Origin of the sequence: Nesterenkonia sp. CL21 (assembly GCF_031705515.1) — a bacterium.
Taxonomy (GTDB): domain Bacteria; phylum Actinomycetota; class Actinomycetes; order Actinomycetales; family Micrococcaceae; genus Nesterenkonia; species Nesterenkonia aethiopica.
Window position 1 is genome coordinate 213,499 of the sequence record NZ_JAUTWR010000001.1, and the last position, 20,640, is coordinate 234,138.

General features: G+C 70.7%; 24 protein-coding genes and 2 tRNA genes. 18 read left to right on the top strand and 8 right to left on the bottom strand.

Translation table 11 applies throughout. The annotated features are described in order from the left end of the window. The first annotated feature begins 73 nt into the window (after window positions 1-73). The 7 genes from Q7C18_RS00895 to Q7C18_RS00925 all read left to right on the top strand — a co-directional run bounded on the left by Q7C18_RS00895 (window position 74) and on the right by Q7C18_RS00925 (window position 6,323). Window positions 74-1,081: a TAXI family TRAP transporter solute-binding subunit gene (locus Q7C18_RS00895; protein ID WP_070159302.1), complete on the top strand. Its 1,008-nt coding sequence runs from the start codon at window positions 74-76 to the stop codon at window positions 1,079-1,081. Next, a complete protein-coding gene (locus Q7C18_RS00900) occupies window positions 1,078-3,177 on the top strand; it encodes a TRAP transporter permease (protein WP_311023631.1) in 2,100 nt (699 codons plus the stop codon). The genes Q7C18_RS00895 and Q7C18_RS00900 overlap by 4 nt, the downstream gene beginning before the upstream one ends. Before the next feature lie 44 nt (window positions 3,178-3,221). After that, entirely contained in the window at window positions 3,222-3,938 is a 717-nt protein-coding gene (locus Q7C18_RS00905; RefSeq protein ID WP_311023634.1) for an SDR family oxidoreductase, read from the top strand. Further along, window positions 3,935-4,396, top strand: a complete 462-nt coding sequence (locus Q7C18_RS00910) for a GNAT family acetyltransferase (protein WP_311023636.1) — start codon at window positions 3,935-3,937, stop codon at window positions 4,394-4,396. Before Q7C18_RS00905 ends, Q7C18_RS00910 begins: the two co-directional genes overlap by 4 nt. Before the next feature lie 68 nt (window positions 4,397-4,464). Further along, window positions 4,465-5,592: an FAD-dependent oxidoreductase gene (locus Q7C18_RS00915; protein WP_311023637.1), complete on the top strand. Its 1,128-nt coding sequence runs from the start codon at window positions 4,465-4,467 to the stop codon at window positions 5,590-5,592. A gap of 62 nt (window positions 5,593-5,654) precedes the next feature. Next, a complete protein-coding gene (locus Q7C18_RS00920) occupies window positions 5,655-5,876 on the top strand; it encodes a hypothetical protein (RefSeq protein WP_170922570.1) in 222 nt (73 codons plus the stop codon). 12 nt (window positions 5,877-5,888) lie between these two features. Beyond that, complete coding sequence (locus tag Q7C18_RS00925; protein WP_311023639.1) at window positions 5,889-6,323, top strand: peptidoglycan recognition family protein; 435 nt, start codon at window positions 5,889-5,891, stop codon at window positions 6,321-6,323. Window positions 6,324-6,450: 127 nt separating this feature from the next. Here Q7C18_RS00925 and Q7C18_RS00930 read toward each other — a convergent pair. Beyond that, window positions 6,451-6,522 (bottom strand) — tRNA-Asn (locus Q7C18_RS00930). A 233-nt stretch (window positions 6,523-6,755) separates the two neighbouring features. Here Q7C18_RS00930 and Q7C18_RS00935 point away from each other — a divergent pair. The 5 genes from Q7C18_RS00935 to Q7C18_RS00955 all read left to right on the top strand — a co-directional run bounded on the left by Q7C18_RS00935 (window position 6,756) and on the right by Q7C18_RS00955 (window position 10,373). Further along, entirely contained in the window at window positions 6,756-7,283 is a 528-nt protein-coding gene (locus tag Q7C18_RS00935) for an NUDIX domain-containing protein (RefSeq protein ID WP_311024418.1), read from the top strand. Beyond that, the gene (locus Q7C18_RS00940) at window positions 7,280-7,840 is read left to right on the top strand and encodes a TIGR00730 family Rossman fold protein (protein WP_311023641.1); all 561 of its coding nucleotides are present in this window, start codon (window positions 7,280-7,282) and stop codon (window positions 7,838-7,840) included. Before Q7C18_RS00935 ends, Q7C18_RS00940 begins: the two co-directional genes overlap by 4 nt. Window positions 7,841-7,845: 5 nt before the next feature. Continuing rightward, window positions 7,846-8,364, top strand: a complete 519-nt coding sequence (locus Q7C18_RS00945; RefSeq protein WP_311023643.1) for a GNAT family N-acetyltransferase — start codon at window positions 7,846-7,848, stop codon at window positions 8,362-8,364. Window positions 8,365-8,493: 129 nt separating this feature from the next. Continuing rightward, a complete protein-coding gene (gene purU, locus Q7C18_RS00950; protein ID WP_070159315.1) occupies window positions 8,494-9,369 on the top strand; it encodes a formyltetrahydrofolate deformylase in 876 nt (291 codons plus the stop codon). Between the two features lie 119 nt (window positions 9,370-9,488). Beyond that, on the top strand, window positions 9,489-10,373 hold the full coding sequence (locus Q7C18_RS00955) for a siderophore-interacting protein (RefSeq protein ID WP_311023645.1): 885 nt from the start codon (window positions 9,489-9,491) through the stop codon (window positions 10,371-10,373). A 24-nt stretch (window positions 10,374-10,397) separates the two neighbouring features. On the opposite strand, the gene Q7C18_RS00960 is transcribed toward Q7C18_RS00955, so the two are convergent. Further along, window positions 10,398-10,844, bottom strand: a complete 447-nt coding sequence (locus tag Q7C18_RS00960; protein WP_311023647.1) for a TM2 domain-containing protein — start codon at window positions 10,842-10,844, stop codon at window positions 10,398-10,400. 168 nt (window positions 10,845-11,012) lie between these two features. On the opposite strand from Q7C18_RS00960, the gene Q7C18_RS00965 reads away from it, so the two are divergent. The 4 genes from Q7C18_RS00965 (at window position 11,013) to Q7C18_RS00980 (ending at window position 14,079) form a co-directional block, all read left to right on the top strand. Beyond that, window positions 11,013-11,879, top strand: coding sequence for a phage holin family protein (locus Q7C18_RS00965; RefSeq protein ID WP_311023648.1), 867 nt, complete (start codon window positions 11,013-11,015; stop codon window positions 11,877-11,879). A 140-nt stretch (window positions 11,880-12,019) separates the two neighbouring features. Then, entirely contained in the window at window positions 12,020-12,673 is a 654-nt protein-coding gene (locus tag Q7C18_RS00970) for a CDP-alcohol phosphatidyltransferase family protein (RefSeq protein WP_311023649.1), read from the top strand. Window positions 12,674-12,699: 26 nt separating this feature from the next. Next, window positions 12,700-13,950 (top strand): glycosyltransferase, encoded by a 1,251-nt coding sequence (locus tag Q7C18_RS00975; protein WP_311023650.1) that lies wholly within the window; start codon window positions 12,700-12,702, stop codon window positions 13,948-13,950. 52 nt (window positions 13,951-14,002) lie between these two features. Beyond that, window positions 14,003-14,079 (top strand) — tRNA-Ile (locus tag Q7C18_RS00980). Here Q7C18_RS00980 and Q7C18_RS16730 read toward each other — a convergent pair. From Q7C18_RS16730 to Q7C18_RS01000, 5 genes are read right to left on the bottom strand one after another with little or no spacing between them, the layout of a single operon-like run. Beyond that, window positions 14,036-14,908: a methyltransferase domain-containing protein gene (locus Q7C18_RS16730; RefSeq protein WP_396954331.1), complete on the bottom strand. Its 873-nt coding sequence runs from the start codon at window positions 14,906-14,908 to the stop codon at window positions 14,036-14,038. The genes Q7C18_RS00980 and Q7C18_RS16730 overlap by 44 nt on opposite strands. After that, on the bottom strand, window positions 14,851-15,534 hold the full coding sequence (locus tag Q7C18_RS00985) for a glycosyltransferase family 4 protein (protein ID WP_311023651.1): 684 nt from the start codon (window positions 15,532-15,534) through the stop codon (window positions 14,851-14,853). Before Q7C18_RS00985 ends, Q7C18_RS16730 begins: the two co-directional genes overlap by 58 nt. Next, window positions 15,456-15,983 carry a hypothetical protein gene (locus Q7C18_RS00990; protein ID WP_311023653.1) on the bottom strand — a complete coding sequence of 176 codons (528 nt, stop codon included), beginning with the start codon at window positions 15,981-15,983 and terminating at the stop codon, window positions 15,456-15,458. Before Q7C18_RS00990 ends, Q7C18_RS00985 begins: the two co-directional genes overlap by 79 nt. After that, entirely contained in the window at window positions 15,980-16,390 is a 411-nt protein-coding gene (locus Q7C18_RS00995) for a 6-carboxytetrahydropterin synthase (protein WP_311023655.1), read from the bottom strand. Before Q7C18_RS00995 ends, Q7C18_RS00990 begins: the two co-directional genes overlap by 4 nt. A gap of 56 nt (window positions 16,391-16,446) precedes the next feature. Continuing rightward, complete coding sequence (locus tag Q7C18_RS01000) at window positions 16,447-17,478, bottom strand: zinc-binding alcohol dehydrogenase (protein WP_311023656.1); 1,032 nt, start codon at window positions 17,476-17,478, stop codon at window positions 16,447-16,449. A gap of 96 nt (window positions 17,479-17,574) precedes the next feature. Between Q7C18_RS01000 and Q7C18_RS01005 the strand changes: the two genes are divergently transcribed. Beyond that, window positions 17,575-18,387, top strand: coding sequence for a CDP-alcohol phosphatidyltransferase family protein (locus tag Q7C18_RS01005; protein ID WP_311023658.1), 813 nt, complete (start codon window positions 17,575-17,577; stop codon window positions 18,385-18,387). A 36-nt stretch (window positions 18,388-18,423) separates the two neighbouring features. After that, window positions 18,424-19,548, top strand: coding sequence for a glycosyltransferase (locus Q7C18_RS01010; protein WP_311023660.1), 1,125 nt, complete (start codon window positions 18,424-18,426; stop codon window positions 19,546-19,548). A 55-nt stretch (window positions 19,549-19,603) separates the two neighbouring features. Here Q7C18_RS01010 and Q7C18_RS01015 read toward each other — a convergent pair whose 3' ends face one another. Further along, a complete protein-coding gene (locus tag Q7C18_RS01015) occupies window positions 19,604-20,368 on the bottom strand; it encodes a peptidoglycan DD-metalloendopeptidase family protein (protein ID WP_311023662.1) in 765 nt (254 codons plus the stop codon). Window positions 20,369-20,640: the final 272 nt, after the last annotated feature.

Sequence of the window (20,640 nt, forward strand, 5' to 3'; positions counted from 1 at the left end):
GCCTTACTGGACGAGGTCAGAAGGGGGACCCCCGTTCTGACCTGCTCGCACACGTGAATGAGGAGGACACCCCATGAGGATCCGACGCACTGCCGCCGCTGTCACAGCGGCCGCAGCCATGGTCGCCCTGTCCGCCTGCGGCGACGACGCTGAGGGAAACGGTGAGGACGTGGAGGTCGGCGGCGAGGAGGACTTCGTCACCGATCTCACCTTCGGCACCGGGGGCACCGCAGGGACCTACTACCCGCTGGGCGGTGAGCTCTCGGACATCTTCGAGGCCAACACCAGCGCTGACTCGGTGAACTATGTCGAGTCCGGGGGCTCAGGCGAGAATCTGGGCCAGATGTTCCAGGAGGAGTGGCAGCTCGGCCTGACGCAGAACGACACCGCCAACGACGGCGTCAACGGTCAGCTGGACGACCTCGACGGCGTCGAGCTGAACAACATCGGCTGGATCGCCAACCTCTACCCGGAGGCCGCCCACATCGTGGTGCGGGCGGACTCGGGCTTCGACTCGGTCGATGACCTGGAGGGCGCCACCATCGCCGTCGGCGACGCCGGCTCCGGCACGCGCGCGATCTCCGACGCCATCCTCGCGGCCCACGGGCTGGAGGAAGGGGACTACACCCCGGAGGTCACCGACTTCGGGGCCTCCACCGAGATGCTGGCCGACAACCAGATCGACGCCTCGATCTTCGTCGTCGGCACCCCGGTGGCAGGGCTGACGCAGCTGGCCGCGTCGACGGATGTGGATCTGCTGGGCCTCGACGACGCGATCGCCGACGAGATCTCCGGCGACTCCGGTGCGGAGCCGTATGACATCTCCGCCGAGGCCTACGACTTCCTCGACGAGGATGTCGCGACCGTGTCGGTGTTCGCCGCCCTGGCCGCCTCCACGACCCAGGTCAGCGAGGACCTCGGCTACGAGATCACCGCGGCGATCTTCGAGCACGCGGACGAGATCACCCTGGATGTCGGGGAGTCGATCGACATGGAGGAGGCCCTGCTGGGCATCGGTGACGTGCCGCTGCACCCCGGTGCTGAGCGGTACTACGACGAGCAGGGCATCGACCTGCCGTGAGCGACGCACCTGGTCGGGACGCCCTCCCGGCAGGTGGGCAGGTCGATCCTGCCGCAGAGGCGAAGGCCGAGAAGGTCCTCCGCGAGCACGACACCTCCAGCCGGTTCCGCACGGACCTGGGCTGGTGGGGTTGGCTCGTGGGGGCCATCTCGGTCGTCTTCACCCTCTACCACCTGTACGCGGCGCTGGAGCGACCGTTCAACAACTGGATGCACGGCTCCCTCCATCTCGCGGGGGCGACGTCGCTGATCTTCCTGCTGTACCCGGCGAGCAGGCGTCTGCTGGACCGCCCCGCCACCGGGGTGCTCTGGAAGGACACGCTGCTCGGGCGGGGCCGCGGAGTGCCGTGGTACGACGCACTGCTGGCCGCGGCCGGCGTGTACTGCAACCTGTACATCTTCGTCGAGTATGAGCGCCTGACCGGCAACGCCGTGCAGATCCTGGGCTACTCGGACCTGGACCACGTCGTCGCCGTCGCCGGCATCCTGTTGGTGCTGGAGGCCACGCGGCGCTGCGTGGGCCTGCCGATCGTCATCATCGCGACCTTGGCGATGGTCTATGCGATCTTCGGCAACCACAGCCCGCTGTTCCCGCATCGGGGCATGTCCGTGGAGAACTTCGCCACCAGCACGTTCCTGTCCACCGGTCAGGGGGTCTTCGGCACGCCGATCCAGGTGTCCTCGAACTTCATCTTCCTGTTCCTGTTCTTCGCCGTGGTGCTGCTGCGCACCAACATCGGTCAGTTCTTCAACGACCTGGCCTTCCGCGCGGCCGGACGGTTCACCGGCGGACCGGCGAAGGCGGCCATCGCGGCCTCGGGGCTGCAGGGGATGGTCTCCGGCTCCTCGGTGGCCAACACCGTGGCGTCGGGGTCCTTCACGATCCCGATCATGAAGAAGGCCGGGTTCAAGCCTCATGTGGCGGCCGCCACGGAGGCCACGGCCTCCACCGGTGGACAGATGATGCCGCCGATCATGGGCGCCGCGGCGTTCATCATGGCGCAGAACGTGCCGGACGTGGAGTACAACGACCTGATCGTCATCGCCGTGATCCCGGCCCTGCTGTACTTCCTGGGCGCGTTCCTCTCCATCCACTTCGAGGCGAAGCGCAACCACATCAAGGGACTGCCGATCGATGAGCTGCCCTCGCTGCGGTCGCTGATCACCCGGGCGGACCTGCTGCTGCCTCTGGCGGTCATCATCGGCACGCTGCTCTCGGGGATGTCGCCGATGCGGGCGGCCCTGCTGGGCATCGCCACCGCGTTCGTGCTGAGCTTCCTGCGCTCCTCCACACGGCTGGGGCCGCGGGGCATGGTGGAGCTGCTGGTGGCCGGTGCGCGCACGGCCCTGCCGGTGATCGCGGCCTGTGCCACTGCTGGCATCGTGGCCGGCACGGTGACCGCCACCGGGCTGGGAGGGCAGCTGGGGCGGGGCCTGGTGGACATCGCCGGAGGCAGCTTCCTGCTGGTCCTGGTGATGGTCATGGTGGCCTGCATCGTGCTCGGCATGGGGCTGCCCACCACGGCGAACTACGTGGTCACCGCGACGGTGGCCGCACCCATCCTCTACAACAACTTCGACGTCCCGCTGATCGCCGCCCACCTGTTCGTGTTCTTCTTCGGCATCCTCGCCGATATCACGCCACCGGTGTGTCTCGCCGCCTATGCGGGTGCGGGCATCGCCAACGCCAATCCGATGGCGGCGGGCGTCTCGGCGCTGCGAATAGCCATCGCGGGATTCCTCATCCCGTATGTGTTCATCCTCCAGCCGGCGCTGCTGCTGGAGGGCTCCTGGCAGGAGTTGGTGATCGCCCTGAGCACGGTGATCGTGGGCATGGTCGGAGTCTCCTCGGGGCTGGCCGGGCATCTGGTGGTGCGCGGCACGCTGCCCGAACGGTTCCTGCTCGTCGGCGGCGGCCTGGCGCTGATCTATCCCGATCTGCTGGTCTCCATGCCCGGGCTGGCCGCCATGGGCCTCGCGGTGATCATGCAGATCGTGCGTCGCGGGGCCTCGCGCGGGCCCGGGGCGGCCTCCGACTCGAGCCGCGGCGTCTCCGACGGCACGGACCCGGCCGACCACGGCGCCGCCCGCGCCTGACATGCCGTGAGCACGGGTCAGTCCAGCTCGATAGGCTGAGGCCCATGAGCACATCGACTGCAGCAGCCACTGAACGTCCCCTGGCGCTGGTGACCGGCGCGACGCGCGGCATCGGCCGGGCCATCGCCGAGGACCTCGGCCGCACCCATCACGTGCTGGTCGGCGGGACGACGCCCGATCGTGTCGGGGCCGTGGTCGCCGCGCTGCCGAGCGCCTCTGGCTTCGCGGTGGATCTGACCGACTCCGCCGCGGTGGCCGCCGCCGTCGAGGCGGCCGGGCTCGAGCGCCTCGACGTGCTGGTCCACTCCGCCGGCGTCGCCGACTCCGGAGAGGTCGGCGCGGCAACGTCGGAGCTGTGGCGGCACGTGTTCGAGGTCAACGTGTTCGCCGTGGCGGAGCTCACCCGTCTGACTCTGCCGGCCCTGCGGGTGGCCCGCGGCCAGGTCATCGCCATCAACTCCGGCGCGGGCTATTCGTCCCGGGCCGGGGGAGGGATCTACTCCGGCAGCAAGTTCGCCCTGCGGGCGCTGACCGACGCGCTGCGTGACGAAGAGCGCGGCACGGTGCGCGTGACCTCGATCCATCCGGGCAGGGTGGACACGGACATGCAACGTGACCTGCAGACCCAGATGGGCAACACGGACTATGACGGCAGCATCTACATCGCCCCGCAGTCCGTGGCGGACACCGTTCGACTGGCGGTGGACATGCCGGAGGCCTCGATGGTGGAGGAGCTCTCCATCCGGCCGGTGCACCGGTGACCGGTCAGCCGGCGGGAGCGGCTCCCGGAGACGTCGTCGAGCTCCCGACCGACGCCGTGCCGGACGCGGTTGCGCTGTGGCATGAGGCGGGTCTGACCCGACCGTGGAACGACCCGGAGGGGGACTGCCGTCGCGCCCTCGAGGGCAAAGAGTCCACAGTGCTGTGCCTGCCGACGTCGAGGGCCTCTGACGGGGCGAGCGGAGGTCGGCTGCGCGGCACCGTCATGGTCGGCCACGACGGGCACAGGGGATGGATCTATTATCTGGCCGTCCGTGATGATCTGCGGGGTCAGGGCTTGGGTGAGCGTCTGGTCAGAGCCGCCGAGGACTGGCTCCGTGCCCGGGGCATCCCGAAGCTGATGCTGATGGTGCGCCGGGAGAACCAGGCGGTGCATGCCTTCTATGATCGTCTGGACTATACCGAGCAGGACGTGGTCACCCTGGGCCGGTTCCTGTGACCGGCCGGAGGCACACCGGTCTCACCGGGGTGTGTGTCTGCCGGCGACGGTGAAGGGAGCTGGGACGTATGGGGGAGTCGAGCCGTCACGTGGTGATCGGGGCGGGTCTGGCCGGGGCCTCGGCGGCGTGGCGCCTGGCGCAGGCCGGGCACGAGGTCGCCGTCCTGGAGCGGGACGTGCCCGCCGGGCCTCTGGGCAGCTCCCACGGATCGGCGCGCATCTTTCGCTACGCCTATCCGGACCGGTTCTACGCCGATCTGGTGGTGCAGGCGGCCGCGGGCTGGCAGGAGCTGGAGCGCGAGGCGGAGGAGCCGCTGCTGACCCTGACCGGGGCGGTGGACCACGGGGAGGCGCGCAGGCCCGCTGAGCTGGCACAGGTGCTCGCCGGGGCCGGAGTCGACCACGAGCTGCTCGGCGCCGCCGAGGCCGCTGACCGGTGGCCCATGTTCGCCTTCGACTCGGAGGTGCTGTGGCACCCCGGGGCAGGGGTGCTCGACGCCGAACGTACGGTGGCCGCCATGCTGCGGATGGCCCAGCGGGCCGGTGCGCGGCTGCAGACCGGCTGGGAGGTCAGCCGGGTGGAGGAGACCGCCTCCGGGGTCCGGCTGACCTCCTCGGACGGGCGCCGTTGGGATGCCGAGCATCTGGTCGTCTGCGCGGGCGGCTGGCTTCCGCGGCTTCTGGGGGAGCTGCCGCTGCCCGCCGGCTTCCTCCCGGCGAACCGCCGGCTGACGGTCCGGCAGGAGCAGGCCTTCCACTACCCCTACCGCGGGGGAGCGGCGGAGGCCTCCGCCCGGCCCACGTTCATCCACGGGGACCGTGACATCACCGTCTATGGGCTGCCCGGCGGGCGCGACGCCGACCATAGGGGCCAGAAGGTCGCCGAGTTCAACGGCGGCAAGGTCATCGGGTCTGCCGCGGATCAGGACGGCAGGATCGACGACGCCGGACGGGCCCGGGTGACCAGGTTCGTGGCCGACAGGCTGCCCGGGGTGGAACCGACCCCGTATGCGGAGACCACCTGTCTGTTCACCACCACCGCCGACGAGGACTTCCTCATCGACCGGCATGAGCGGGTCACCGTGGTCTCGCCCTGTTCAGGTCATGGGGCGAAGTTCGCCCCGCTGCTCGGAGAGTTGGTCCTGGCCGCGGCGACCGGCGACGGGGACGTGCCGGCGACGTTCCGCGCCCGATGATCCGTTGTGACCCGCCTCCTGACCCCTTGATCCCTGCGCAACGCTCCAGTAGCTTGCACCCCATGGATCTCACACGGCGAACTCTGTTCCTCGTCAGCGGTGCCGGAGCGGCGGCCGTCGGGCTCAGCGTCGGGGCTGCCCCCGCCCGTGCGTCCGATGCGAGCTCCTCGACGGATCCGGGTCAGGGCGCTGAGGGGCTGATCCGGCCCACCGCGTATGACGAGGACGGGCGGCGCCGCAATCCGGCGAACGCCCTGGGGTGCCCCTTGGGCCGAGGGGACTGAGCCATGGAGCCGGTGTGGAAGCATACGGAGAACTACTCGGCGGGACGCGAGGGCACGTCGGTGGACCGCATCGTCATCCATTACATCGTCGGCACATTGGCCGCGGCGGATGCGACGTTCGCCGACCCGGGCTCGGGGGTCAGCGCGCACTACGGCATCGGTGAAGGCGCTCTGCACCAGTACGTCAGCGAGATCAACACCGCCTGGCATGCGGGGGACCTGGCGATGAATCGGCGCAGCATCGGCATCGAGCATTCTGCGGACCCGGAGCGGGCGCCGAGCGAGGACACCTACGAGATCTCCATCGAGCTGTGCACCCGGATATGCCGCGAGCGCGGTCTGGACCCGCAGACTCAGATCATCCCTCACGGGGATGTGGTGGCGACCGCCTGCCCGGGGACGGTGTCCGTCCGACGGATCCGCGATGGGGTGGCTGCTCGGCTCTGACCGGCGATGCGAGGAGTCCCGGCGGCGATAGGCGCCGGCGATGACGAGAGCAGAGGGCGACGGTGTCAGCGAGCGGCAATGGCAGAGGGCCTCGACTCGTGGCGAGTCGAGGCCCTCATGCGATGAGCTCCCCCAGCTGGATTCGAACCAGCAACCCCTCGATTAACAGTCGAGTGCTCTGCCGTTGAGCTATGGAGGATTGCGACTGAAAGAGTGTAGCAGTCGAATCTCGGCCGAGGGAAATCGGACGGGCCGAGGAGGCGCACATCACAACACGCCGGGCGGGGGTGCTGGGGTTCGCCGAGCCTCTGCCGAGGGTCGAGACCCGCGGAATCACGCGGCGGCGGCGGACTGCCACCGTGCCGCTGATCACGTTCTACGACGGGTCTGCAGGCGGCAGGAGGCCTGACCTCGCCATGATCCGTGGTTACCATGGACGCCGTGCTGACCACTGAACATCCCCAGGACGCCTCCCCGCCGAGGCATGCGGCCCTCTCGGACGTGGCGCTGACGGCGCCCGTTCCGGGGCGGGAAGAGTCCGCCGACGCCATCCATGTGAGTGCGGTGGTCATCCGCAACTCGGACGGCGAAGTGCTCACGGTGCGCAAGAGTGGCACCGACCGGTTCATGCTGCCCGGCGGCAAGCCGGAGCCCGGCGAGACCCCCGTGCAGACCGCGGTGCGTGAATGTGCTGAGGAGCTCAGCGTGGAGCTCTGGCCGGAGGATCTGCGGGAGCTGGGGACCTTCCACGCCGCAGCGGCCAATGAGCCCGGTCGGCTGGTCACCGGAGAGATCTTCCTCCACGACGCCGCACCTGCCGCCGTCGACGCCGCCCCGGCGTCCGAGATCGCCGAGCTGCGCTGGCTCTCCCCGGCTGCTGAGCCGATGCCGGAAGACCTGGCCCCCCTGCTGGCCGAGGAGGTCCTCCCGGCGCTGAAGGGCGAGGAGACCAGGGCGTGAGATCCCTGACCGTCTTCACCGGGTCCAGGCACGGGCATGACCCGGCCCACGCCCGTGCGGTGCGCCGTCTGGGTGCTCTGCTGGGGCGCCGCGGCATCACGGTGGTCTACGGCGGGGGGAACGTCGGGCTCATGGGTGTCCTCGCCGACGCCGCCCTGGGGGCCGGGGGAGAGGTCCACGGCGTGATGCCGCAGGGGCTGGTGGACCGTGAGGTCGCCCACCCCGGGTTGACGCGTCTGGACGTCGTCGCCGACATGCACGAGCGCAAGCGCCGCATGGCCGAGCTGGGCGACGGCTTCCTGGCCATGCCGGGCGGCGCCGGCACCTTGGAGGAGCTCTTCGAGGTGTGGACCTGGCAGCATCTGGGCCTCCACCGCAAGCCGGTCGCGCTCTTCGACGTCGGAGGCTTCTGGCAGCCGTTGCTGGCCATGGTGGACCACATGGTCGAGGCCGGATTCCTCACCCGTCCCCGGCGGGAGGCGCTGATCGTCGACGATCAGGTCCCAGAACTTGTGGACAGGCTGGCCGCCTCCGTGACCGATCTGACGGAGGTCTGAGTCCCATGGCCGACCCGGAGGTGGAGATCCTCGCCGGAGAGGTCCCCGAGGCCGCCCAGCTGGAGGACCTCTACGGGTCCGTCGGATGGACCGCCTACACCGGGGACCCCGCCCGGCTGCATCGAGCGGTGGCGGGCTCCTTCGCGGTGGCCACCGCCTGGGCCTCCGATTCGGCTCCTCGAGCCGACGGAGCCGACGGAGCCGACAGAGCCGACAGAGCCGACAGAGCCGACGGAGGACGCCGCCTGGTCGGCCTGGCCCGGATCCTCAGCGACGGTGAGACGATCGCCTATCTGCAGGACGTGCTGGTGCGGCCGGAGCTGCACCGTCGCGGCATCGCGCGACGCCTGGTCGAGGAGGTGCTGGCGCCGGTGCGTCAGGTGAGGCAGAGGGTCCTGCTCACCGACTCCGAGCCCGGGCAGCGGGCCTTCTACGAGGCCTTGGGGTTCACCGAGGTCCGGGACGTCTCGCCGACAGGGCTGCGGGCGTTCGTGTCACTGGAGCCGACACCGCCGGAAGCCTGAGGCCGTCGCCCTCGGAGCGACTGCTATCCTCTCCCACGACCCCCGACGCCGGTCGGGCCGCTCCTCATCGGGGCGTCGCCGCCGTCGTCGTCCTCGGACCGCCCCGCCGCCTTCACCTCAGGAGTGACCATGACCTCCGTCGACGCGTCGCCGACCGACATCGCCCGGCTCATCATCAGCTGCCCGGACCAGCCGGGGATCGTCGCCGCCGTCTCGGATGTGATCACCGATCTCGGCGGCAACATCATCTCGCTGGACCAGTACAGCACCGGTGTCGCGGGTGGGCGCTTCTTCCAGCGCACGGTCTTCCACCTGCCCGGACTCGCCGCCGCCCGGCCGAGCATCGAGGAGGCGGTCCAGACGCGTCTGGCGGCGCGCTTCGACATGGAGTGGAGTCTCACCGACGCCGGCACGCCCAAGCGCGTGGCGATCTTCGCCTCCAAGGCGGACCACTGCCTGCTGGATCTGCTGTGGCGGCACCGCCGGGGGGAGATCCCGATGGACATCGCCATGGTGATCTCCAACCACCCGGACCTCGCCGACGACGTCCGGCCCTTCGGCATTCCCTACATCCACGTGCCGGTGGACAAGGGTGACAAGGCAGCGGCCGAGGCCCGGCATCTGGAGCTGCTGAAGGGCAATGTGGACCTCATCGTGCTGGCCCGCTACATGCAGATCATCTCCGAGGACTTCCTCCGCGAGGTGGGCGCCCCGGTCATCAACATCCATCACAGCTTCCTGCCCGCCTTCATCGGGGCCGGACCGTACCGCAAGGCGAAGGAGCGCGGGGTCAAGCTGATCGGCGCCACCGCGCACTACGTGACCAAGGACCTGGACGAGGGGCCCATCATCGAGCAGGACGTCATCCGGGTCTCCCATGAGGACGACGTCGCGCAGCTGACCCGCTTCGGCGCTGACGTGGAGCGTGCAGTGCTGTCCCGGGCGGTGCAGTGGCACTGCGAGGACCGCGTCATCCGCAACGGCCAGACGACCATCGTCTTCTGAGCGACGGCCCGACGGGCATGGATTCCATTACGGATGAGTGACGTTATCGGGGCCAGGCAGGTGAGGCATGCCTTTCCTGTAGACTCCGCGGTGCAGAACCCGTGGAAAGGACCTGCCGTATGTCTCCTCAGACCCCACCGTCCGCACCGGATCAGCCGGCGCCTGTGCGACCCGACGCCGGCGGTGCCCGGAAGCCCCGGGTCCAGCATGTGCTGACGGTCCAGCAGGTGCGGCGGCTGTCTCCGCACCTGGTGCGTGTGGTGCTCGGCGGCGAGGGGTGCGCAGCCCTCGAGTTCAAGGACGCCACGGACCAGTACATCAAGATGCTCTTCGCTCATCCGGCGCTGGGGCTCGATCGGCCCTATGACCTCGATGCCCTGCGGGAGCGTCTGCCGATGGAGCAGATGCCGGTGACCCGCACCTACACGGTCCGTCACATCGATCACGACGCCGGCCAGCTGTGGGTCGACATGGTCACCCACGGCGAGGAGGGCCTCGCCGGCGGCTGGGCCCAGCAGGTCCGCCCGGGGGAGCTGATCAGCTTCTTCGGGCCCGGGGGCGCCTACGCACCGCGCGAGGAGGCCGACTGGCACCTGCTGGCCGGGGATGAGTCCGCCCTGCCGGCCATCGCGGCGGCGGTCGAAGCCTTGGAGGCCGACGCCCGCGGCGTCGTCGTGCTCGAAGTGCCCTCCGTCGAAGACCAGGTGTCGCTGGCTGCGCCGGACGGGGTGGAGGTGCGCTGGCTGCATCGCGGCGGCGAGTTCACGCCGGAGAGCACCCGGCTGGTCGAGGCGGTGGCGAGCCTGGAGATCCCTGCCGGGGACGTGCAGGTCTTCGTCCACGGAGAGCGTGAGCAGATGAAGCGGATGAGACGGCTGCTCGTCGAGGAGCGGGGACTGCCCCGCCGGGGGATGTCGCTCTCGGCCTACTGGGCCTTCGGGCGCGTGGAGGACCAGTTCCAGGCGGAGAAGCGGACCCCGGTGGGTCAGATCGACCCGGCCTGACCGGGGTCGGCGTACGAAGGATGCTCAGCCACTGACCGCTGAGCTGGTGCCGATGACCAGGGCGGCGATGAGCAGGCCCACCAGGAACAGCACCGTCACGGCGGCGCAGGGACCGGCCCAACGGCGGAAGCCGTCCAGCCGCACGTCCTGACGGTCGGACATCGTGCCGCTGAGCAGCAGGAACAGATCGATGATCGTCCAAGCGCCCACCACGCCCATGAAGATGAAACCGAGGTTGACCGCGCCCGTGGCGAAGCCGACCATCGCGGTGCCGAACATCAGGGTCTTGAGAACCCCGGTGGGGAGTCGGCCCAGGTAGTAGCGCTGGGCGCCCATCGGTCCGAGGAACAGCGCCAACGCCCATGCGACGAGGAACTTCTTCTCGGACGTGGGCTGCGCTTCGAAGGCGGCGCGATCCTCCGCTGTGAAGGTGTTCGCGTAGAGCTCGTTCAGGTCCAGCTGCTCGGGCATGCCTCCATGGTAGTGCCCGCCGCCCAGCGCTCGGCGCACGGGATGGTGGCGGCGGAGCCCTGTCCCGGTCACCAGGGGCGTTGGTGGTAGTTTGGTCACGGAAGGCTGCGCAGCCCGCTGTGCCAGTCCCACAGGTCCGACCAGTCATTTCAGGATGGAGGCGCTGTCTTGGCTCAGCAAGGAGCAGGGCACACCCGCACCGCTGCCCCCCGCCCATCGCTCGTCGACCTGATCAAGGTCGTCCTGCGCCTGGGGCCGAAGCAGATCAATGACGAGATCCAGCTGGCCATCGGCCAGATGAAGACCAAGGGCATCGCGGCAGGCATCGCCGCCGCCCTGATGGTCGTCGGCCTGGTCTTTCTGACCTTCCTGGTGGTCGCCCTGATCGTCGCCGCCGTGGCGGCCTTCGGACTGATCTTCGAGCTCTGGGCGGCCGCCCTGATCGTCGCCGGGATCTTCCTGCTGATCGCGGCGGTCTTCGTGCTCATCGGCCTGCTGCGCCTGAAGAAAGCCATGCCGCTGATGCCCGAGGACGCGATCCGAGGGCTCCGACTGGACCTGGGGGTGGCCAAGGAGGGCAGCAGCTTCGACCCGCGCACGCTGGACCGGCAGGATGCCGAGCGTCGCCGGAAGAAGGAGGAGGCCAAGCGGGAGGCCCAGGAGCGCAAGAAGCAGCAGGCCAAGACTCCCGGCGAGGGCAGCCCGAAGAAGCCGAGCTACCGGGAGCTGCTGCGGCGCACCGCTCAGCGACGGGAGCACCTGGGGTCCCTGCATGATGAGATCCGTGAGCGCAGCGACAAGGAGTCGCTCAAGTCCGAGGCCCAGGGCGGCGTGGCCGGCCTGAAGGAGAAGCTGCGCGGCGCCGGCCGCTCCGCGGGCGACGCCGATGCCGGTGACGCCCCACAGGGCTCGGGCGCCGACCACGAGGGACCGTCGGCAGGAGACTTCGTCGCGGCCCGGTGGAAGCCGTTGGCGGTGCTGGGCGCCTCCGCGGCTGCCGGCGCGGTGTTCCTGCGTGAACTGACCAAGCGCTGAGCACGGGACTCGGCTGAGACGGACCTGGCAGACTCGAGCTCGCGTGACACGGTCGCGCTGCCTCTGACCACAACTTCACACGACCCGTCCCCGTCGGCGATCGTCGACGGGGTTCCCCGCCGAGACCAGCAGAGGACCCTGTGAGATTCATCGGTGCCGGAACCCGGGAGGGTTTCGAGTACACCCTGCATGAGACATTCTGGACCGTTCCGAATGTCGTCACGGTCGTGCGCTTTCTGCTGCTTCCGGTCTTCGTGTGGCTGGTCGCCACCGGCTCCTATCTCGGGGCGTTCTGGGTGTTGGCGGTGCTGAGTTCCACCGACTGGGTGGACGGGTACATCGCGCGGCGCTTCGACCAGCTCAGCACAGTGGGGCAGTGGCTGGACCCGCTGGCGGACCGGCTCTCGCTGGTGATCGTCACCATCACGCTGGTGGTGTTCTCGGTGGCGCCGCTGTGGGTGGTGCTCGCTGTGGTGATCCCTGATCTGGTGCTGTTCGTCCACGCGGCCGTGCGCTTCGCCGGCTCCCCGCAGCTGACCGTCTCGGTGCTGGGCAAGATCCGCACCGCCTGTCTGCTGGTGGGTGCGCCGCTGATCCTCCTGGGCCGCACACCGCAGCTGGAGGGCACTGTGCTGGTCATCACGGCGGAGCTGGTGCTCGCGGCGGGATGTCTGATGCACATCCTGGCGTCCATCGATTATCTTGTGAAGGCGCACCGCAAAGCGCGCCAGCTCCGAAGCCGGGGCATCAGGCCCCGCGATCGTGCCCAGTGGGCGCGGGAGTCGGGCGGGTGACTATCCCAGGAGGACACGAGCGGCTCATGCCCAGGACCCAGGACACGCTGCGCATCCTCATCGCGGCGGACACCTACCCGCCGGACGTCAACGGGGCGGCCGTGTTCTGTCATCGGCTGGCTCGGCATATGACCCGCATGGGTCACGAGGTCCATATCGCAGCGGCCCGGAACGACTCCGGACCGGACTTGGTCCAGCACACCGAGGATGCGACGGTCCACCGGTTCCGGTCCTTCAAGGCTCCCACGCACGAGTACTACCGGCTGTGCCTGCCCTGGCTCGTGGAACCCGCCATGGACCGGCTGATGGAGGAGGTCCAGCCCGACGTCGTCCACGTCCAGTGCCATTACATGATCGGCAAGGCCGCGATCGAGGCCGCTGAGCGGCGGAGGATCCGCACGATCGCGACGAACCACTTCATGCCGGAGAACCTGGACCCGTTCCTGCCGTTCCCCGACTGGTTCTGCCGCATCGTGGCCGAGAACTCCTGGCGGGACATGGGCCGGCTGATGGGCAAGGCTTCGGTGGTGACCACCCCGACGCCTCTGGCCGCGCAGACCATGCGGGAGCGTGCCGGCTTCGACCACGTGCTGCCGCTGTCCAACGGCATCGACGTGGACCACTATCAGCTGCGGCCGGGCGAGGAGATCGCACCTGGGCAGCGGCCCACCGTGCTGTTCGTGGGTCGGCTGGCCGTGGAGAAGAACGTCGATGTGCTCATCGACGCGGTCGCCGCCACCGATCCTGCCCTCGACATCGGACTGGAGATCGTCGGCGACGGCGAGCAGCGTGATGTGCTCGCGGAGAAGATCCTGGCGCTGGGCCTGCAGGACCGGGTGCGCATGCGCGGCCACGTCGACGAGGACCAGCTGCGCCTGGCGTACCTGGAGGCCGACGTCTTCTGCCAGCCGGGCACCGCCGAGCTGCAGTCACTGGTCTCCTTGGAGGCGATGTCGGCCGGCCGCCCGGTGGTCTTGGCCGACGCCCTGGCGTTGCCGCATCTGGTGGAGCCTGGCGTCAACGGGCACCTGTTCGCCCCGGGGGACGCCGCAGACCTGGCGGCGAAGCTGGAGGACATCGTGACCCGCAGCCCGGAGCAGCGGCAGGCGATGGGTCGTCGCAGCCGGGAGATCGCCTCGCGACACAGCATCGCCAAGACCATGGAGGCCTTCGAACAGCTCTATCGCGGTGCCGACTGGGTGGACCCCGGGCAGTACGGCAAGGCTCAGGGGTGGCGTCCGGCGGCTCGCCGCCCGCGCCGCCGGCGCACCCGATAGGATGTCCTCGGTTCCCCCTCGGCGTCCAGGCGCCGGGACGGGTGACCGATCCGGGGCGTTAGCTCAGCTGGTCAGAGCAGAAGACTCATAATCTTTTGGTCGCGGGTTCAAGCCCCGCACGCCCCACCAGCACATCCTGGTGGCCGATCTCCAGGTGGAGCCGGCCGGCCGCCAGCTGCCCCAGCCGGTCGTCGCGCCAGCGCCGCGCCCGCTCGGCGCCGTCGGCAGGGGCGGTTCCCTCAGCGTCCAGCTGCTCCGCGGCGACGGCGGCCCGGTCCTCCACCAGCTGCCGCAGGAGAACGGCGTCGTCTGGGCCGAGCCGCCAGGGGGTCTCCCAGGTGCGCACCGGAGTCCCCTGGCCGCGGGCGGCCTCCGTCAGGACGGCGACGGCGTCGGGCCCGCAGCGGCCGCCGCGTCGTTGGTGGCGGTTGAAGGCTTCGGTGACCAGTCCGTCCTCGGGGTGCCCGGGGTCCGCCGTCATCCGGCCGGTCACGGTGAGGGCGACGAGCAGGGGAGCGCCGCGCCGGATGCAGGTGTGCACCAGCTCCTGGACCTGGGAGGGGGTGAGCAGGTCCAGCAGTGCGGAGGCGATCGTCAGGGTGTGCCCGGCGGCGCCGTCCAGCGCGGCGTCGAGGTCGGCGACGTCGGCTTCACGCGTCTCCACCGGACCCGTCGCACCCCGCGCAGCAAGACGTTCGGCGGTGTCGGCGAGCAGGTCTGGGTCATGGTCCAGCAGGAGCCAGCCCGGATCGCCGGACAGCAGGGGCAGCAGCCACCGGCCGCCGGCCCCTGTGCCGCAGCCGACGTCGACCACCGTGGTGGGACGCAGCTCGGCCAGCAGGGCGGCCACCTCTGGGCGTGTGGGCTCCCGGGCGGCGGCGTCGGCGGCTTCGCGGAGGCTCAGCCATTCGGCAGAGATCCGATCAGCCGATGCCAGTGGTTCGCGGTCTTCTCCCATGTGGGCAGACTATCGGCTCGGGTGCGGGCAGCCTCGGCCCACCGGCCGCGCAGGCTGGGATCCTCCATCCAACGGCGCAGACGCAGGGCCCACTGCTCGGGCCGGGCGGGGTCCGCGACATCGCCGGCGGCGCCGAGCGCCTCCACTGCGCCGGTACCGGCGGAGACGATCCCGGGCACGCCGTGGGCGCAGGCCTCGACCACCACCATCCCGTAGGTCTCGGCCCAGGAGGGCAGCAGCACCAGGTCGGTGTCCTCCCACAGGGCCTTCATCTGCCCTGGAGTGAGGGCACCGTGGTGGATCACCCGGCCGGGCAGGCGGCGTCGCAGCACCGTCAGCACGTGGGAGCCGTGGTCCGTCTCGCCGCCGGGGCCCGCCACCTGGAGGACCCAGGGCTGGTCGAGCAGGCTCCCGAGGGCCTCGGCGAGCAGGAGATGGTTCTTCCGCGGCGTCAGGGAGGCCGCCACGGTGAGCCGCCACGGCCCGTCGTCCCCGGAAGCCCGGGTGGTGCGCCCCGGCGGCGCATCGGCAGGGTCCGCCCCGGGGACTACGACGTCGACGTCGTCCCGTCCGTGACGTCGACGTCGTCCCGTCCGTGACGTCGGTGCAGGTCTTCGGCGGCCCACTGACTGGTGGTCACCACCCGGTCGGCGGAGGTCACCGCTCGCTGCTCGGCCGCCGACTGATCGGAAGGCGCCGGCCCCGGGACCTGGGCGGGTTCCGTTCCGGGGCGTTCGTGCTCGGCCTCCAGCGGCAGGTGGATCAGCAGGATGTCGGCGACGGGGCGCGCCTGACCGTCCGGGTCCGGGCTGAACAGCTCCGGTGCGGCTGAGCCGATGAGACCGTCCACCACCACGGCCGCGGCGGGGTGCTGAGTCCGTCGGGCGGTGAGGGTGGTTCTCAGCGCCGCGCGGCTGTCCTCGTCCGGGGAGGGCCAGGCGCCAGGGATGCGCAGAACCTCGGTGGGCAGGCCGAGGCGGTCCAGGCCGGCGATGACCCGTGCGTTGTACAGGGAGCCTCCGCTGGGGCCGGGCAGATCCGGCTCGACCCAGATCAGTCGGTCCGGAGGAGTCACAGCTCGATCCGCACGGAGGCGCTGGCCCGCGGGTTCTCCTCGGCCTCGACCTCGATGGCGGTCAGCCCGTGGTCGGCCGGCAGCACCTGGGCCAGCTGCTGGGCCAGGTAGGCGATGATCACCTCGGTGGTGCTGAGCTTGTTCTCGAAGGCGGGGTGTTCGTCCAGGTTCTGGTGCCGCAGGGGATCCAGGACGCCGGAGAGCAGCTCGGCGGCGGCTCCGATGTCCATGACCACCCCGTGCGGATCCAGCCCGGGGCGTTCGAAGGTCGTCCGGATGTGCAGGGTCGCTCCGTGCAGGTTCTGGGCGGGCCCGAAGAACGGGTCCGCCAGGCTGTGGGCGATCATCAGGTGGTCGTCCACGGTGAGCCGGAAACGGGTCATCGACGGCGTGCTCGTAGTGCTCATGGGTGCTCCTGTCGTGTCGGCGTCTGGCGGCGGGTGGGCGCGGGAGGCGCTGGCTCTCATCGGTGGTCCACCACGTGGCAGATGGTCCCTGCCCAGGCTGGGTCGCCGTAGGCCAGGGCATCCATGACCTGTGGGAGGTCCTCCAGGGGAGAGCGTCCCGTGATCAGGGCGTCGAAGCGATCGTCAAGCAGGGACAGCCCCAGGCGCAGGCGTGCGCGGCGGTCCCGACGCAGCCGGCGCGGCTGAGCCACCTCGCCCACCTGGGAGGCGATGATCCGCAGCCGGCGGGCGTGGAAGTCGCCTCCCAGCGGAATCTGCGGACGCTCGTCGCCGTACCAGGACTGCTCGATGATCAGCGCGTCGTCGCCGGCCACACGCAGCGCCTCGGCAAGGCCCGCGGCGGTGGCGGAGGAGTGCAGGACGACGTCGCTGTCCGGTGCGGCCGCCCCGGGAGCGACGGCGTGCAGTCCCAGGGCGTCGATGAGCTGCCGCCGGTCCTCGTCGACGTCGACGACCTCGAGCCGTTCCAGGGGGATCCTGTGCGCCAGCAGGGCGGTGCTCAGGCCAATCATGCCGCCGCCGATCACCGTGACCCGGTCGCCCAGACTGATGCCGGCCTCCCAGAGGGCGTTCAGGGCGGTCTCCGCGGCTCCGGCCAGCAGGGCCCGCTCCGCGGAGCAGCCGTCCGGCAGTGGGTGGCAGTCCTGGGCGGGGACGACCACGTGGTCCCGGTGGCCGGCCAGGGTGAACACCGTCCGTCCGCGGAGAGCCGCAGCGTCGGGTCCTTCTCCGTCACGGACGATGCCGACGTTCAGGTACCCGTGGCTGACCGGATGGGGCAGCTCGCCCAGCTGATGCGGAGCGCACATGATCCCGGCCACATCGTCGGGGACCATGCCCCGGTGGACCAGGCTCTCCGTGCCGCGCGAGATCCCGGACAGGAGAGTCTCCACCAGGACCTCGCCGGGGCCCGGTGTGGGCACGGGGGCGCTGACGACCTCACCCCGCCCGGGGGCGGTCGTCCAGTACTGGCGGCTGCGCAGGGCGCCGGACGGCGAGGTGCCGGGGCTCTGGTGCAGTTCCTCCATGGTCGTATCCTGCCACGTCAGCGGGGGCGGAGGACATGGCCGCCGCGGGGCGAGCCCCTGAGATGTGCGGAGGCGGCCGGGCCTATGATCGCTGGCATGGATCATCGCCGTCGGCCTGTGCTCGGCACCCTCGCCGTCCTGCTGGCAGCGGCGCTGCTGCTGCTCGCCCTCCTGGGGCTCGGCGATCACCTGGCGGCGGCTCTCACGGCCGGATCCTCCCGCGGGCCCGACGGCGGCCCCGTGGCCCATGAGGGATTCGGCGGCCTCGCCGTGGGGGCGGGGCTGCTGGCCTTCGCCGGGTGCCAGCTGCACGCGGTCCGTGGGGCCGGGGGATTCCGTGCCGCCGATGCGGTCACCCTGCTGCGTTCGGGGCTGTTGGGCATCTTCGCCGCCGGGGTGGTCGCAGCGTCCGGTGACCTCCCGGTGCCCACCGGCGTCGGTCTCCCGCTTCCGCTGATCCTGCTGGCCGGGGTGATCCTCCTCATGGACGGGCTCGACGGCGCGGTGGCCCGGGCCGGGGCGGGAGGAACGTCGGCCGGAGCCCGGTACGACGAGACCACTGATGCTGTGGTGCTGATGGTGCTCGCGCTGGCCGCCGCGCTCGCCGTCGGATGGTGGGCCGCACTTCTGGGTCTGCTGCGGCCCGGCTTCGCCCTGGGCGCTCGGATCCGACCGGCCTGGCGTCGCCCGTTGCCGGACTCCCGACGACGGAAGGTGCTGGGCATGGCACCGGGGATCCTGGTGCTGGCCGCACTGGCGCCGTGGCACCTGACTCCGTGGCACCTGGGGGAGGTGGAGTTCCCGCTGGAGCTGCTGCTGCGGGCCCTTCCGGTGGCGTTGGGCCTGGCCCTGGTGACGTTCTCCTTCGGTGTGGACATCCGCACACTGGAACGCCCCGCCGAGGAATGACGGTGCAGGAGGGGAGGACCGCGTCGGGTTGGCACAATGGCACCTGTGCTGCGACTCTTCTTCGACGCCCGATACACCCGCACCCGGGTCCACGACGGGATCTCCCGCTTCTCCGCCTCTCTGGTCGAGGCGGTCGCCGACCGGGCGGACGTCACCATGCTCATCAGCGATCCCGCGCAGCTGCGCCTGCTGCCCGCGGGGGTGCCCTGGCTGCGGATCAGCGCCCCCACCTCGGCGGCCGAGCCGTGGGTCGCCCGGCAGATCAACCCGCACCGTCCCGACGTCGTCTTCTCCCCGATGCAGACCATGGGCGGCTGGGGTCGGCGCTATCCGCTGATCCTCACGCTGCACGACCTCATCTACTACGAGCACCGCACGCCTCCCCGGGACCTGCCCGCTCCCATCCGCATGGGCTGGAGGCTGTACCACCTCAGTCCGTGGCCGCAGCGGCTCGTGCTGGACCAAGCGGACGCCGTCGCCACCGTCTCCGAGACGACGCGCGGGCTCATGCGCGCCCACCGGCTCACTCGCCGGCCGATAGAGGTCATTCCGAACGCGCCGCAACCGGTCCAGCGGCCGCGCGACCCGCACGTCGCACCGGTCCGGCAGCTGGTCTACATGGGATCCTTCATGGACTACAAGAACGTCGAGGGGGTGATCCGCGGGCTGCGTGGCCTGCCGGACCACACCCTGCACCTGTGCAGCCCGATCGACGACCGTCGCCGGGCGGAGCTGGTGGACCTCGCGCCGCGGGAGGACCAGCTGATCTTCCACGACGGGATCTCCGAGTCTGGGTACCGGCAGCTGCTCCGGGAGTCCGCGGCCCTCGTGACGCTGTCCCGCGCGGAGGGCTACGGCCTGCCCGTCATCGAGGCGATGGCTCAGGGGACGCCCACGGTGGTCTCGGATCTGCCGATCTTCCGGGAGATCGTCGGGCAGGCGGGCGCAGGACATGGGGCCCAGTGTGTGGACCCGGATCACCCGGAGGCCTTCGCCGCCGCCGTCCGCCGGCTGCACGAGCCCGGGGTCTTCGCCGCCGCTTCCCGGGCGGCCCGCGCCAGGAGCCTCGACTTCAGCTGGGAGGACTCGGCTGATCGGCTCGTGCGCCTGGCCGACGGCCTCGCGCAGCGGTGGCGACGACGGAGCGATCCCTGGGACTGAGCCGCCGGGCGCCGTGCCGAGACGGAGCGGAGACGGCGCTGAGACGGAGCGGCCCTCAACCCGCCTCCAGCGGCAGGAGCACGGAAGGCTCCAGGTCGCCCAGGAGCATCAGCGGGTTGATGTACTCCCCCTGGAGCCGCACGCCCCAGTGCAGGCATCGACGGTCGCAGTGGTGGCCTCCGTCGGCGTAGGTTCCCAGCTCCGCGACGACGTCGCCGGCCGCCACGGTGTCGCCCGCGGCGAGCTCCGACGGGGCCGGCTCGAAGGAGCTCACCAGACCGCCGCCGTGGTCCAGGGTCAGCACCTCCCGGTCGACCACCACACCGGTGAATCTCACCACGCCGTCGGCGGGGGCTCGGACGTCGCCTGATGCGGCCGCCAGGTCCACGCCTCGGTGTCCGGCCGCCCAGGGAGAGGGCGGCGCGGCGAAGGGACGGATCACCTCCAGGGCTCCGCTGAGGGGAGGGCGCCAGGCCCCTGGGGTGGACGGCCCCGCCCCACCGGGGCCCTCCGAGATCCGTGACACGGGTGCGACGGGCTCCGTCGGGGCGGCTGTGGCCGAGGGCGCCGGACCGCCGGCGCCGATCAGAGCGAAGGCCAGCAGCACCACGATCAGCACGGCTCCCGCACGCGGCGGCGTGGTCAGCGGCGAGACGAGTTCGACCGGTTGGCATGCGGCCGCCGGGCCGCTCGGCATGCTCCGGGAGACTGTGGCGCCGGTGGGAGGGAGAGGCGCACGGACCTCCGCAGTGCCGGCCGGCAGGCGGTTCGAGAGGTCTGCTGAGGGGATGCCGGAGCGGCGAGTGGGGTGCTGATCCATGGCGCCATGCTGGCCCGCTCGCCGGTCTCTCGGAACGGCCGCGGCCATCCTTGTGGAGGGGCCGGCGTGTCACCGCGGTCACCCGTCGCGCTGTGGAGGACTGCGCGCCGGGGGATGCGATCCGTCTGTAGTACACTGATCCCCAGCAGTTGACGCTGACGTTCTATCGCCCTGCCCACTTCTGGGACTTTCCCGTCAAGGAATCCGGGAGGGACGAGCGCCCGCAGACGCTGACTACGCGCAGAGCCTGCCTCCTTCGCGTCGCCTGGGGC